At 39.4% G+C, this 13,924-nt stretch carries 14 protein-coding genes and 1 pseudogene; 6 read left to right on the forward strand and 9 right to left on the reverse strand.

Features of this window, described 5'->3' with window-relative positions; all coding sequences use genetic code 11:
• Position 1 precedes the first annotated feature (1 nt).
• The 7 genes and pseudogenes from GOU96_RS14455 to GOU96_RS14480 all read right to left on the reverse strand — a co-directional run bounded on the left by GOU96_RS14455 (position 2) and on the right by GOU96_RS14480 (position 6,439).
• The gene (locus GOU96_RS14455; RefSeq protein WP_001286069.1) at positions 2-469 is read right to left on the reverse strand and encodes a Mov34/MPN/PAD-1 family protein; all 468 of its coding nucleotides are present in this window, start codon (positions 467-469) and stop codon (positions 2-4) included.
• A complete protein-coding gene (locus tag GOU96_RS14460) occupies positions 462-2,216 on the reverse strand; it encodes an E2/UBC family protein (protein WP_267782897.1) in 1,755 nt (584 codons plus the stop codon). The genes GOU96_RS14455 and GOU96_RS14460 overlap by 8 nt, the downstream gene beginning before the upstream one ends.
• A 2-nt stretch (positions 2,217-2,218) precedes the next feature.
• The gene (dncV, locus tag GOU96_RS14465; RefSeq protein WP_119783399.1) at positions 2,219-3,529 is read right to left on the reverse strand and encodes a cyclic AMP-GMP synthase; all 1,311 of its coding nucleotides are present in this window, start codon (positions 3,527-3,529) and stop codon (positions 2,219-2,221) included.
• Positions 3,530-3,542: 13 nt separating this feature from the next.
• Positions 3,543-4,610, reverse strand: a complete 1,068-nt coding sequence (locus GOU96_RS14470; RefSeq protein WP_000070373.1) for a CBASS cGAMP-activated phospholipase — start codon at positions 4,608-4,610, stop codon at positions 3,543-3,545.
• An 8-nt stretch (positions 4,611-4,618) separates the two neighbouring features.
• Entirely contained in the window at positions 4,619-4,867 is a 249-nt protein-coding gene (locus GOU96_RS14475) for a hypothetical protein (protein ID WP_001125698.1), read from the reverse strand.
• Positions 4,868-5,632: 765 nt separating this feature from the next.
• A pseudogene (locus GOU96_RS18630) lies at positions 5,633-5,864 on the reverse strand (diguanylate cyclase); the annotation flags it as partial.
• A 56-nt stretch (positions 5,865-5,920) separates the two neighbouring features.
• Positions 5,921-6,439, reverse strand: coding sequence for a hypothetical protein (locus GOU96_RS14480; RefSeq protein ID WP_267782901.1), 519 nt, complete (start codon positions 6,437-6,439; stop codon positions 5,921-5,923).
• Between the two features lie 103 nt (positions 6,440-6,542).
• Between GOU96_RS14480 and GOU96_RS14485 the strand changes: the two genes are divergently transcribed.
• The 5 genes from GOU96_RS14485 (at position 6,543) to GOU96_RS14505 (ending at position 11,175) form a co-directional block, all read left to right on the forward strand.
• On the forward strand, positions 6,543-6,860 hold the full coding sequence (locus GOU96_RS14485) for a helix-turn-helix domain-containing protein (RefSeq protein WP_119783402.1): 318 nt from the start codon (positions 6,543-6,545) through the stop codon (positions 6,858-6,860).
• 120 nt (positions 6,861-6,980) lie between these two features.
• Positions 6,981-8,501 carry an anti-phage dCTP deaminase gene (locus tag GOU96_RS14490; RefSeq protein WP_267782904.1) on the forward strand — a complete coding sequence of 507 codons (1,521 nt, stop codon included), beginning with the start codon at positions 6,981-6,983 and terminating at the stop codon, positions 8,499-8,501.
• A gap of 354 nt (positions 8,502-8,855) precedes the next feature.
• Positions 8,856-9,836 (forward strand): adenosine deaminase, encoded by a 981-nt coding sequence (locus tag GOU96_RS14495; protein ID WP_119783404.1) that lies wholly within the window; start codon positions 8,856-8,858, stop codon positions 9,834-9,836.
• On the forward strand, positions 9,833-10,387 hold the full coding sequence (locus GOU96_RS14500) for a non-canonical purine NTP pyrophosphatase (RefSeq protein WP_267782907.1): 555 nt from the start codon (positions 9,833-9,835) through the stop codon (positions 10,385-10,387). The genes GOU96_RS14495 and GOU96_RS14500 overlap by 4 nt, the downstream gene beginning before the upstream one ends.
• The gene (locus GOU96_RS14505; protein WP_000436716.1) at positions 10,387-11,175 is read left to right on the forward strand and encodes an SIR2 family NAD-dependent protein deacylase; all 789 of its coding nucleotides are present in this window, start codon (positions 10,387-10,389) and stop codon (positions 11,173-11,175) included. The genes GOU96_RS14500 and GOU96_RS14505 overlap by 1 nt, the downstream gene beginning before the upstream one ends.
• Before the next feature lie 321 nt (positions 11,176-11,496).
• Here the strand turns inward: GOU96_RS14505 and GOU96_RS14510 are convergent, their stop codons facing one another.
• Positions 11,497-12,420 (reverse strand): hypothetical protein, encoded by a 924-nt coding sequence (locus GOU96_RS14510; protein ID WP_267782910.1) that lies wholly within the window; start codon positions 12,418-12,420, stop codon positions 11,497-11,499.
• Between the two features lie 52 nt (positions 12,421-12,472).
• Entirely contained in the window at positions 12,473-12,688 is a 216-nt protein-coding gene (locus GOU96_RS14515; RefSeq protein ID WP_076007471.1) for a hypothetical protein, read from the reverse strand.
• Positions 12,689-12,929: 241 nt separating this feature from the next.
• Between GOU96_RS14515 and GOU96_RS14520 the strand changes: the two genes are divergently transcribed.
• A partial coding sequence (locus GOU96_RS14520) for an SDH family Clp fold serine proteinase (protein ID WP_324701988.1) occupies positions 12,930-13,924 on the forward strand: 995 nt, incomplete at its 3' end.

A 13,924-nucleotide genomic window follows, 5' to 3' on the forward strand; every position in this document is an offset into this window, starting at 1 on the left:
CCTAAGATTCGATTTTCTTAAATACAGTAATTAACTCTCTTTCTTTCTTACCAAGCCAAAAGTCCTTGCGGCCAACTATCAGTAAGAGCATAGACTCGTCGGAGACAATATTTCTTCTCCAAGAATGTCTATCTGTCGCGGAGGGGAATGGTCTATCTTCCGGGTGTGTGTGCCACTCCCCAAGGTACAGATGAGTACCAGCAGATCTTTCAAAGGCCTCATTCACTCGTGACTGATGGTGAACTCCTCGACGATCAACTCTGCACCTCTGACGAATGTCGCCAGACCCAGGTTCAGAGATATCGCAAACAACCAAATGTTGTCCTCTACGCTCTCCTATAAGGACACCAGCAGACTCAGGAGTAAGATGATGGAGCTGACGATAAGACAGTAACCGCGTTACTACATGTCCCATAATGACAACAAGGCAATCACTCTCATCTTTGAAAACAAGTTCGACATCACTCATCACAAATATTACATCCTGAGAAGCGCTTTAGAGTTCTCGGCTTTTTCGAACGAGAACCATCTAACATATGCTCACTATAGTTCCAGGGAAGTGTATGCTCTAGCGTATTCAAGACGGCCTCCTGAGCTAAAGCCGCCGTTATATGGCTTACTGCAGCATCATATGGTGTATATGTACTCCCACAACTTATGTGCTTCTCTTTTGCCAGATCAATGCCCTCAAAACGAAGATCTATATTGTTTCGATAAACTGCTGGATCAGCCATCATACAACCATAACAGCAGCGACCATCATCAACCAAAACCTTTGAAGCCCGTCCATTACCATCATTAAATGCATGAATAAGAACAGGCCTAATATCTGCAATTAGAGTCCTAGCCACTGCTGCAAGACGTTTGGAAACAGGTGGGCGACCTGTTGCATCAATAACAATGTCATATTTCGATAGAACATCTGCCTGGATAGGGAACTGTCTGTCAATTCCTTTAATACTCTGAGCGATATGGACGGCTTCCTTCAGGCTATTGGCTAAAGCTATAGATTTCGCTAGACCAAAGTTATGAGCTGTCAGAGAATGCCGAGCAAAATTGTGTGGTTTGAAAGAATCATTATCATAAAGGTGGAAGTAATTTTCTCCGCAGCCAGCACCACTACGCAGCAGCAGTTCTGCCAAATATCCACCTATAGTCCCGCATCCAATAAGAGCAATACGCTTCTGACTTAAATTTCCAACGTCTGGTCGCGATTGATTACGACTTAGTAGAGTGTCTCGATCAGCTCTGGTCACACCTAGCCGCTTAAAGTTGGCACTCACAAACTTGCCACCTAATAATGCCGCTTCATTATTTATGTTCCGCTTTCTAGCGGCATTCCTACCAAAGTACCGCTTACCAATAACATCTAAATTCAGCTCCAAGTAAACGGCCAATTCATCTTGCCCCTCCACATCAAACAACAATATGTGACGTTTTGTCCTCTTGGCCATCAAGAGAGTAACCGTCCGAGCATGCGCAGAGCAATCAACGAGCTTCAACCAACTTAACACCTCACGAAGGCAAGATGGAGGCCAGTTTACACCTGCCAAACGGTTCGGCTTTACTGATATACAATGTGTTGTAATTGACACTTCTTGCAGGGAGCTTTCATCGAACTTTCTTTGGTTCAACCATTTTACTAACTCTTCACTTTGCTCAGAGCAAGCAGCTACGTACTCTCTCCGGATAGAGCCACTACTTAGCTCAGCTTCTACTAGATGAGCCTTTAACTGAGCTTTTCTCGATGGCTTAGCTAACAGGTAGAGCTCTTCTTCTGATTGCCAATAAGCACTAAACTCTCCTTCAAGCTCAACATCATTTGACGTTCCACTCTCGACAGATGCGACAGAGTTATCCAAGGTTAGCTGTATTTGCTCATCCACATCTTGATAAGTTGACTTTAGATCATTGGAGTTCCAATCAGCCTCCATTTGAGCAACATAGCACAGGCAAAACCCGAAATTAATGTGAGGCAGTAGTCGACCTTTATACTGTTCAGGTTGCTGCAGAATATACGCAAAGGGTAACTGTATGTGCGGGTCATTCCACATAACCAAAGCAATTACAAATACCCCACCTTTAGTCGAGTACTCTTTTACGTAGTAGCCTTTGCGTCGGCTTTTTGTATCCAACAGAATGCCTTTAGGCATTTGTTTAGCGGGCGTATAACGAAATCCGCATCCCAGTAATGTATGATGTAATTCCTGCTTCACTTTCAGCCACTTACCATTGTGCTGCTGATTTTTTCAGGTTTCGAGGCTGAACTAGGTTCTTGAGCGAAAGCCGGTAAAGCCTTTGCCAAAACAATAAGCTCGCTATTAGTAACACGATTCCCAAACGCCATATTAATCTTTTTCAAGGCCTCTGACTTAGAGTCAGCTGACTCAGCAGATGACAGAATCTCTGGCAAACGCTCTAGTTTGCTCATAATGTCCATCTCCCGAGGGCCATGCTTATAAGAGGGTGGGAAGAGTGGCTTTTCATCGGTACTGTCAGGGCTCTCTACTCCCCTAGCAAACTCACCAGGTAAATGCTTAGCAATTATCTTCATTGTTTCTCCGAGATCACTAGCATCATGAGCAACGCTATCAAGAATGTTTACCGTTGCAGCCATAAGACTAATCGATGACGGACCTCCAACATCCCACTGCGCATCTCTCCACGCTTTCATAAAGCGACAAACCTTACGAAGATGTTTACCAATACGTATACAACTATCGTTGAACCAATCTTCAACTATTTTGGGGTCGCTATTGATCCATTTCCGATCACCTTCACGAAGAGCAAGGTTTACGTTTTCTGAATCTAATTCATAAGTTTCACTATCGTCAGTAATTGAATCTGCAACATATGATTCAAAAATGGCACCTTTAACAAATGATCTATTTGCTTCTAAAGCTATTTGCTTTTTCTGGAACTCATCTTTAGGGATTGCATACATTGGTACATCAATATGTGTTTTCTCTGCCTCAATCTTAATCCTCCCACAAGTCTGCTTAGCTTCAAATTTCCAGCCATGATTTTCAGCTACAAGTGACTTCAGTGATGCATCAACAAGAAGAATTAGTAAAGAATGACCAATCTTAGGCTCTGACTCAAAAATAGGCATTGGCATATAGGTTCCATCATCAATATCCATTTCTTGACCAGGGTGAAACGGGCGATTCAGCGTGTCATACTGAAAGCTTCCCTGAGTCCAAAAGCGAGGTGTCAATCCCAAAAACTCATCACGAGCATCATCATCCATCTCGTAAATAAGCTTAGCCACTTCTCGTTGTTCGTTGTCAGAAAGGTGCTTAATTTGGGTCGTTGACACCTTTTCCTGAATAATTTCAAACGTAAGAGCACTTTTTTTCACAGCCTTGGCAATACCCTTAGCTTCTTCAAATACATCTCGTGTTCTTAAGCGGATGATCTTACGCAATGCCTTTAGATTGTTCTTCTCCTCGTCTGTAAGAACTAGCTTGCCCATCAAGCCATCATTTCGGTTTGTGTAGTACTGGTGAAAGTTCCAAGTCATTCTCACTCTCCTCTAAGATTTACTTAAATTTGCGGGCAGGTACTTTGAAAAAATCTGCCAATGCTTTGTTTTTAGTGAACTCTTCAGTAGCTAACTGCCTACCGCGGCTAGCTAAATTACTGAGCGAGCTTGCAGAAGCGTTATCTAACGTAATGTCACCTGCAGCTTCATGAGGTATTGTGTCATCCAGGTACACGAGATTGCCTGCGGCCTCATGTGTCGCTAACTCTCTTAACAACATTGCTCTGTGAAGTTGCTGGTTTGCCGTCATGGTACTGAGAACTAACCGCTCTCCCATTCCCCATAATCCTAGATAACCGCTTTTACCTGCCAAACTAGAAGGGCTGAGACTATACTCCTCCCCCAAGGTACCTACGTTGAGTATCCTGACATCACTAACCTTTGTTTCAGGAAAATCTGTCGTCATATCACGAAAAACTTCATGTAAGCCAATAAAACTCGGATTGTTAGCAACCAAGCCTCCATCAGCAAAATAGGCATCCAAATCTTCACAATAGTGAGGAGCAAAATATGTGGGTGCTGCTGAAGTAGCCAAAGCGGCATCAATTAACTTGAGGCGACCATCCCTGTTAAATTCGGGGTTGTGGGGAGTTTTGAAAAACTGAGGTTTACCTGTAGAAAGATTAACTGTAGGAATGAGAACTCGACACTTAAGATCATTAAAAGTGCTGTCTTGACCGACCATACTGGCTATCGTTGTAGCCAATGGCTTACTGTCATAAAGTGGACCTCTGGCCAGCCGATACCATCTGCGAAAAACTGGGAAAAATCGTGGGTATTTCTGCTCAGGAAAAATATGCCCTGCTTGTTTTCTAAATACATCTTCCAGTTCTCTGGCGCTCTTACCATAAGCCAAACCCAAAGCCAGAATTCCACCAATAGAAGTACCTGTAATCAGGTCAAAATAATCTCCAATTTTAAAACCGTTAATACCTTGTTTTTCTTCGATGATTCGCTCAATTTCAGCTAACAAGCTGATAGTAAACAAGCCTCTTGCACCACCGCCATTCAAACTAAGAATTCGAACTTGCTTTTCTAGGCGTTCATTTCTCTGTGGATTTGACATGTTGCTTCCTACCGAGCTTTATTCGATTGAGCTAAAACTGAAGCTGCGAGAGTTTTCGTTTCGTCACTGTATTTAGCACTCTGTAGTGCCTTGGAGGCTCTACTTTCCATTTCAGCGCTAGTCTGTCTGGAGGTTGAAGTTTGTGATAAGGCCGAACCAGCAAACGCTTTTGCGATCGATGAAGCATTTGGGTTCTTTAGTGTTTGAGAAGCAAGTGAAGCCACATCACTTGAAGTCTGTTTGGTATTTTTAGGCATAACTGGGCCTCCAAAAATTGGTGATAGCTATTTCATGTTCACCAGGATGGATGCTAAGCTAAGGGTTCGACGTTTAGATGAACATCCATCCTAGTTGGTGATGATTGTCTTTAAGTGAGCCCCTGACAATCGTTGGGGGTTTTCTTTATCAGAGAACTGTTAATCTTTACTCCACAGATAAACACTATATATTGTGTCACTCACAGTGCAGATCACAAGATAGTGCTTCTAGGAAGGCATTTCAAGTTGCATATAACATACTACCTGTGGATAACTCACTTTAACACCATCACCTGTTAGTAGCTGCTGACCTATAACCTCTTTGACTACAAGTACTCCAAAAAACTCAACCTCATAACCAACTGATATATATACTGTAAAAATAAAAATTACTTGATCTTTGATTGCATTTCGACATATAGGCACTTAAAAAGCAAGGTCTTAACTTTAATCGGCCCTAGTTAGTTATTGTTTACTAAAGGATAAAATCATTTTTGACTAAGGTGCGGTCAGGAAAGGTGAAATTATGCGAAGCTTTAAAAATCCCAATTGTAACTCATCACGTATATCAATGGATGAATTTGAGTGAGGCTTAGTTTTATCCGTACTACCCCACATCAATATTGAGTCCTCTTGATTTCTTTAGAAAAGATCCTTTTCATTAAAGGAAGCACATTGATCTTCTAAATCAAATTCTAATGTACTTGATGCTTTACAAACATATATGATCCAGATAGGCCTGCTAGAAACCTCAATATGGTTTTATTCTGCAAAGGTGAATAACCACGCTTCTTGGTTTACCGATAAATTGATTCTAAGTATCCGCCCAAGCACTTGCCTAAAATAGAGTTCAATTTTAACTGAACTCATGTAACTACAATCTTGAAAGCAAGGTATATCAGCCCCTTAGCTAATAATCTCTACAAATCTATTGAACATCGCTTTGACGATAGCGCTCTATTTCGGCTAATAGCCCTCCATGACGATAAGTAACGATTGATTTGATCTAAAGTTCTGTAACGTTTTTTTCAGAACATCCTATCTACCAATGTCTTAGCATGGAAAGTTGTCATCTGAGAGAGTTTTAAGGACATTCTCTAATCCCTTCACCTTTCCAAGTAGGTTAGCTGAACGTTCTTTTGCTTGCTGTAATAATGAGGATAATCGGCTCTCAAGTTCAGGAAAGCGGTGTCTTAATGATTGGTATTCATCAATTTCACCAATCACGATTTCCAATTCATTTTTGTATTCGTTACTTTCTCGAAATAACACTGAGTAATTCGATCCAGACTCTTCTATCGAAGTTTTTCTTCTGGGTGCCACTTCAAGATCTCGAAATTGTTTGGTTTGAAAGTACCTTCTATTTCGTCCTTCACCTTCGGTTCGAAGCCAACCCCTCTGTTGATATTGCCATATTTGACGGTAAACCTTCTTCCGAGCTTCATCAAGATTTGGCATGCCATCTCCAATGTTCAATGAAGCGTCCCTAGCTTCCATCACAGAAAAACCATCCATTCTTTTTTCAATCAATAACTTGTGCATTACTGCACTGATTTTTATAGAACGTTTCATGTACTACTTATACCAATCAAATAACTAAGAATTGCTTAGTATACAGAAATCGGTAAAACTAAGAAAATCTTAGTTAAGTAGAGCTTTAAGATATGAGCCATAAGTGTCATTCCAAAACCCAATCCCATTACGCCTCAAAGAAGCGCGTAAAAAAGCAAAACTCTCTCAGAAAGCCTTAGGTGTGAGAATAGGTATGGATGAAAGCTCTGCAAGTCCAAGAATGAATCAATACGAAAAAGGGAAGCATACTCCTGACGTCCAGACATTGAAGTTACTAGCAGACGAGTTAGGCGTACCTTTGAGTTACTTTTTCTGTGAGGATGAGATTTCAGCCGAATTAGCCATTTTGATTAGTAAACTTCCAGATCAAGAAAAGAAAACTCTTTTAGAGTCATTAAAAATAGCAATCAAGAAAAGTTAACTCCCTAGCTTTCCAGTAAAACTTCTTGCTACCTACATCTCACATTTTTGTATGAGACAAGCAATATCCGTATGTAGCTGATAACATATCCAACAAGTTCAATATTAATATGTCTATTCTATGGTAACTAAAGAAATGGATGAAATTGTTCTCCATGAAGAACATCTTAACGGGAATTATTTAGACTCGGAGATAGTCATTGGGTTGGTAGGAGCTGTGGGTACAGAACTATCTGAAATAAAAAAGATAATTACAGATCGTCTTGAGGCGTTTAATTATTCTTGTGAAGAAATTCGTATATCACGAGATATTATCTGTTTGTTTGAAGAAATACCTGATGAATTAAGTAACTATCAAAAAGCCGATGCTTTGATGTCTGCTGGTAATATTATTCGTAAAAAGAGTGGAGATAACTCAATTCTTGCTCTCGCGGCCGCATCACAAATTAACTGTATAAGAGAGAGGTGTTCTACAAGTAATGACCTAGAACCATTAAGGCGCAAAGCATTTATTATAAGCTCTCTAAAACATCCCGAAGAAGTACAGAAACTACGTACAATCTATTCTAGAGGTTTTTATTTGATAGGTATTCACTCAAGTGAAATTAGCCGACGTGACTTCTTGATCGCAAACAAAGGTATGTCTGAAAATGAAGCAAACCTTCTAATTAAGAGGGATGCTGATGAATCAGACAAGCACGGTCAACACACAAGAGACACTTATCATCTATCAGACTTTTTCATTGATTATGGCTCCAATAGACATAAGGCTCAGTATGACATTTGGAGAACACTTGATCTTATGTTCGGCAAACCTTTTGTAACTCCAACATTTGACGAGTTTGCTATGTTCATGGCTTTTTCTTCATCTTTAAGGTCTGCAGACCTTTCTCGTCAAGTTGGAGCTGTTATGACCAAAAACAAGAACATAATCGCAACTGGAGCCAATGATATTCCTCAAGCCGGAGGTGGCTTGTACTGGCCAGACTACGATTCTAAAGGCGAAAAAATAGTTGATAAAGAAGATGGACGAGACTGGGTAAGAGGATATGATTCAAACGCTCGTGAAAAGAAGATAATTATAAATGAAATTCTCGAAACCTTACCTGACGATGAACTAAAAGAACCGCTAAGAAAGTTACTTAACTCATCAAGGATAAAAGATATTACAGAGTATGGCCGTGTAGTTCATGCTGAAATGGAAGCTATATTAGCTTGTGCAAGAAGTGATATAAGTACAAAGGATGCAGATCTCTATTGTACTACTTTCCCTTGCCACAACTGCGCAAAACACATTGTTGCCTCCGGAATCAAAAGGGTTGTTTATGTTGAGCCATACCCAAAAAGTAAAGCTTTAGACTTTCATTCTGACTCAATAACACTAGAATCAAATGATGGAAAGAGTGTACGATTCGAACCCTTTGTCGGAGTTGGTCCTAGATCATTTTATGACCTTTTCTCTACAAACCTAGGGGCTGGTTACCCTATAAAAAGAAAAGACTCTGACGGAAATGCTGTGAAATGGAAAGAAAGCGAAGCAGTTTTACGAATGCAAATGCTATCTACTTCTTACATAGAAAGAGAAACGGCCGCAGCATCTGCAGTGAGTGATTACCGGAGTAAATACAATGAGACAAAATAGTACCTTAGTTGCACATCTTCAGAAATCTAAGAGTCGAGTAGAATCATGGCCGACTTGGAAACAAGAACAATCTGGCACACAATTAAGAGTGAAATCAGACCAACCAACGCCAAGCCAAAGCTCTCAAACGCGCCAGCCAGAGGTATTAGAGCTATAACATTCCTTGTTTAGAATAATCCGGTTATTTAATGCCGGATTTTTTATTGACTAAATTTTGAAGTAAATAGTGCCACAACTTTACAGCACCTCAAGTCGATTGGATATTTATTTATACTAATCAATAAATTACAACTCAAACAATATAGTAGACACGTTTCTCTAACTCTCTCTTCCAGCTACCGCTCGAGGCTTTTAATGGAATTCAAAGAAATTAAAACGATGCCTAAAGGTGAACTACATGTACACTTGAACGGATTAGCAAATACTCATCTGATAAGATCACTTTTACAAACAAGTAGTAATGAGCTTCCATCTGATTTCGACTTATACCAAGACTTAACAAGGCGTACTCCAGCGCGCTCTTTGTCTGAATACTTAAAACCTTGGCAAGCACTCAGGTTAGTACCACAAAGTAGAGCAGATTTATCTAAAATTGTAGATAGTGCATTCTTCGAACTCAAAAGTGATAATGTTGAATTCGTAGAACTACGCAACAGCGTCATATACATATCACTCCTAAACAATATTACAGTACAAGAAGCATTGGAATGGCTCCTACAAGACATAGAAGAGTACTCGTGTCGTTACAACATAAAAGCAGGCCTACTTCTAACTATCACGCGTGGGGAATACGCTCCAGAACACTTACGAGCATTAGTAGATGCCTATAAATCACTTGGCCGCCCTCAGTCAGTCATTGGATTGGACCTAGCTGGTAATGAGGATATCTCACCTCCTCCAGAGACAGCGCACTTATTTAGAACAGCTAAAGATGAAGAAGGGCTGTCTATTACAATCCATGCAGGCGAAACAGGGAATCCCCAGAATATTGAAGATGCCATTATTAACTACTCTGCCGATAGAATTGGCCATGGAACAGCAATAGTTAAAGATCCAAGGCTGATTGAGTTAGCTAAGAACAAAGACATTTGCATTGAGGTGTGCCCTGTAAGCAATCGTCTAACAAATGCTGTAGCAGAGAATGAATCTCATCCTGTTACAGAAATGGTTAAGTACGAAGTACCTTTCGTTGTCTGTTCAGACAACCCCTCTATACACGGTTCTACTCTCAGCGATGACTACTTTGAACTTTACAAAGAAACCAATAATGTTCTTCTAATTCAAAATATGCTCTCGACTCAAAAAAAATACTCTTTCATTAAGGGAATCGAATGAAACTCAGATTCATTACAAAGAACGACCATAAAGTCGACGAAGTAAACAAACTTTTGGAAGGCATCGGTGTAGATGTAGTGGCAGCGAAACACTCTATAAATGAAATCCAAACCGATGACGTTGACCTTCTAGTTAAGGACAAACTACTAAAGGCATTTAAAATTGTAGGGCGCCCAGTTTTCGTGGAGCATACTGGCTTATACATTGACAATTTAAACGAGTTTCCTGGCGGCTTAACCCAGATTTTCTGGGATAAGCTTGAAGCTGATAAGTTTTCTACTTTATTTGGTACTGGGGACAATACTAAAGTTATCGCAAAAACAATTATTGGTTACTGTGATTCAATGAAAATACATACCTTTAAGGGTGAGATAAGAGGAATAATAGCCCCTGAACCTAAGGGAGATCGTAGCTTTCAATGGGACTGCATTTTCATCCCAGATGGAGAAAGCTTAACGTTTTCAGAGATGGGTGACAAAAAAAATGAAATTTCAATGAGAAAGTTAGCTTTTGACAAGTTCAAAGAGTTTTTGAAAAAAGGAAAAGATTAATGGAACAGCTATTGTCTGCCTACAAAAAGGGGAACGTAATTTTATTCGTTGGTGCGGGAGTATCAATGAACCTTGGTCTTCCTTCTTGGTCTGAGCTCATCAACCATATCTCCGTAGAACTAGGCTATGATCCTGACATATATAAAACATTTGGAAATGATCTTGCGCTAGCCGAGTATTATCGAATCGAAAAAGGAAGAATAGGCCCCTTGCGTAGCTGGATGGACACCCAGTGGCACTCGGGAGATGTGAAGCTAGAAAACTCCAAAGTTCATGAATACATTGCTAAAGCAAATTTTCCTCTTATCTATACGACAAACTACGACCGATGGATTGAGAAATCGCTAAAACATTACGGTAAAGAATTTATAAAAATTGCGTCTGTATCTGATATGACTGAGATAAGAAAAGACCAAACACAAGTCATTAAATTTCACGGAGATTTTGATGATGATGCGTCAATAGTCCTTGATGAATCAAGTTACTTTGAGCGACTAGAATTCGAATCGCCTTTAGATCTAAAACTTAGAGCTGATGTGCTTGGAAAAACTGTTCTTTTCATTGGTTATAGTCTATCTGATATCAACATAAGGCTTCTATTCTATAAATTATCAAAACTGTGGAAAGGTAATTACTGTGGAGGAGCTCAGCCTAAGTCTTATGTGTTTTCCCCACGTCCAAACCCTGTGCAGGAAGCAGTTCTCGAGCAATGGGGGATCAATATGATTAATTCAGAAATTGATCACCCTGGTAAAGCACTTGAAGAGTTTTTACAACAGTTTGTTTGATACTAACAAAGTCTGGAAAATCGATTTTCCAGACTTCAATTTTCGTAAAAAAAGTGCAACTTTTTATATTTTCTGGAAAAGCGTCCCGCGGCGTCGCCAAGCAAAGGTTTCCAGAAAAGTTCCAGAGTGGAATATAAAGAGTATATGTACACGATGCGTTGATATATTCATTACTAACAATAAAGACGTTCTTAGGAACGTCTTTAATTAGGGAAGATGCGAATAAGTCCCCCGACACATCCATAACTTAACATTAAATCATTATATATCAATGCGTTAATATTTTTTCGTTTTGTGATGCATGACTTATTCGCTACTTCCTTAGTGCTTAATCAAACGAAACGAACCAAATTTAATTTTAACGTGCGATTTACAGGATTCACAATCCAATACATCTCTCGTACCTTCATCTTCTTTAGACATATTTCCGTTCACACTTGCAAACGTTGAGACATTGTACCAACACACACTATCTATTTGTTCAAGCCTTAGAATTTGTATCGCGTCGGGGGGAATCTGACCTTCAGCTGAATTTGTTTGCTCATAATTGTTGGTAAATTTCACCTCTAAAGAGTCTTTGTGCCTATAACCGGAAATCGCAGTTACTAAAGAGATCTCTTGGTTAGGCCCACGAGATTCGTTCGGTTCTGCAAGTTTATTTACAATACCGACATAGACCTTCCTACTTTTTAAGGTTACAAGGATAGCCTTTCGATAACGAAACGATTCGTAGAACATATAATCAATTGGACTATCTTGAAGAATCTTCTTTAACATTGAGATTCTTTCAATGTCATTAAAGATGCGCCAACTTCTATTAGCGATTATATTCTTAATCCAAACAAAAAATATTTTTACGTACTGACATGCGTATGAAAACAAAACTGTTAGGAATGACAACGTCAAAAGCCAAGTGAACTGGAGAGTATCACTATCAACCACTTTCTTATTTTGAGACTCAGCAATAACCTTAGACACGTAAGTTACTAGAGGAAAATCTACTTCATCCAGTGTAAATAGCGGGGAAGAGCCAAAAAGCGCGATCTGTAATTCAAAGGAAAATTTAACATCTTTAAAAATGTACACAAGTAAAGATACGACTAAAAAGTAGCGGAGACCTATTTTAGCTGCCTTTAGATAAAGCAGTTGACCATCATATCTATGTAAACGAAGACGTTCTTTGGGGCCTATTGATAAAACAATAAAACCACTAATAAGAATAGGAAGGATCAAAAGTGCAAACATAAAAGACCCATGAGATTAAAGAATGGGTCTTATGATATAGCACTATTCGTTTTTATGCACTCTGATTCACTTGGTGCTGAGACTGAACCATTTGACGAGCTTGTTTTTGTAATGCTCTAAATTCTTCAGATGAAGCTATTACATTACCATCAATTACGATAGTACCTCGACCAACAACTTCAGCACCTTTTACATTTGCATTAGATAGCTCTTTACTTAATTCACGAGCATCTGAATTAAGAAAAATTTTACCAAGAATATCAAACATACGCGCTCTCCAAGTATCCGTTCATATGGCCGTTACGCCTGTTTTCCTTAACAAGCTTAGACTAATAATCACTTGAATTGTGAGAAATTGCCAGAAAAAGTAACGGACCAAGATCAAACTTTATGACTTAAAATGCATATGGCATTATATGCAGCAGAGTGTATCAACTTGCGGGCGCATTTTACTCCTTTGAACACTTTTGGCAAGCAATATTGGGATAATTCTAAGATGAGGGCTCACTGTGAGTAGTGAAAAACAAGATGTCGATCGAAACACCAATCCAAATCTAAAACAGCAACTAGAATCTACTGCTAAACCACTTAATACGTCTCAAATTCCCTTTGAAACCGAAGGGCAAGAGAGCACTGACTTCCAAAAATGTAGTCAAGCAAAGACAGATGTCATTAGTTATGTAGGTCCCATATCTAGAGATGGTTATATCAAGCTAACGCAAATAATTGAACAGAAGATTCTAAACTGTGAAAAAGGCGATAATCTAATCTTAGTATTAACAACGCCGGGTGGGAATCCAGACTATGGTTATCGGATCGGAAGAGCTATAAATCACTACTATGATGAAACATCAATTCTCATTCCAGATATTTGTAAAAGTGCTGGAACACTTGTTGCGTTAGCAGCAAAGAGACTTATCGTTGGAGACTTAGGAGAGCTAGGACCACTCGACATACAATTCAGAAAACCAGATGAAATGGGTGAACAAACATCGACATTAAATATATTTAAAACAGTCACAGAACTTCAAGTAGCAACCCTTGATTCTTTTAGACATTTCGTTACAGATATCCGCTACGGCAGTGGTATCGGAACAAAGCTGTCAGCTGAGATAGCAGCAAATTTAACAAAAGCTTTGATTAGTCCGATTTCAGCCCAAGTTGATCCTATCAAACTCGGAGAACACAACAGAGCGCTTCAGATAGCAAAAGACTATGCTAACAGACTTAATCTGGTAGCAAATAATCTGGTATCTCCGGAAGCATTGGATAAGTTAGTTAGCGGCTATCCTTGCCATAGTTTTGTAATTGACAGAAAAGAAGCAAAAACGCTATTTCGTAGTGTAGACAAACCAGCAACAGAGCAAGAAAGCTTTATTTACTTATTTTCAAGGCACTATTTATCTAAAGGGATCTTAGAACACTCTCTATATGAGAATAAAGCTGAAGTGATAGACTTCCATCAAATAATGGTTGAGTCTTTAAAAAATCAGGAAGCTCAGGA

Source organism: Vibrio sp. R-1 (genome assembly GCF_035615595.1).
GTDB classification, from domain to species: domain Bacteria; phylum Pseudomonadota; class Gammaproteobacteria; order Enterobacterales; family Vibrionaceae; genus Vibrio; species Vibrio cholerae.

Bases quoted from the DNA above. Each gene is read 5' to 3' on its own strand.
- GOU96_RS14455 (WP_001286069.1), bottom strand. From the start codon at position 469: ATGAGTGATGTCGAACTTGTTTTCAAAGATGAGAGTGATTGCCTTGTT.
- GOU96_RS14470 (WP_000070373.1), bottom strand. From the start codon at position 4,610: ATGTCAAATCCACAGAGAAATGAACGCCTAGAAAAGCAAGTTCGAATT.
- GOU96_RS14475 (WP_001125698.1), bottom strand. From the start codon at position 4,867: ATGCCTAAAAATACCAAACAGACTTCAAGTGATGTGGCTTCACTTGCT.
- GOU96_RS14480 (WP_267782901.1), bottom strand. From the start codon at position 6,439: ATGAAACGTTCTATAAAAATCAGTGCAGTAATGCACAAGTTATTGATT.
- GOU96_RS14490 (WP_267782904.1), top strand. From the start codon at position 6,981: ATGGTAACTAAAGAAATGGATGAAATTGTTCTCCATGAAGAACATCTT.
- GOU96_RS14495 (WP_119783404.1), top strand. From the start codon at position 8,856: ATGGAATTCAAAGAAATTAAAACGATGCCTAAAGGTGAACTACATGTA.
- GOU96_RS14500 (WP_267782907.1), top strand. From the start codon at position 9,833: ATGAAACTCAGATTCATTACAAAGAACGACCATAAAGTCGACGAAGTA.
- GOU96_RS14505 (WP_000436716.1), top strand. From the start codon at position 10,387: ATGGAACAGCTATTGTCTGCCTACAAAAAGGGGAACGTAATTTTATTC.
- GOU96_RS14510 (WP_267782910.1), bottom strand. From the start codon at position 12,420: ATGTTTGCACTTTTGATCCTTCCTATTCTTATTAGTGGTTTTATTGTT.
- GOU96_RS14515 (WP_076007471.1), bottom strand. From the start codon at position 12,688: ATGTTTGATATTCTTGGTAAAATTTTTCTTAATTCAGATGCTCGTGAA.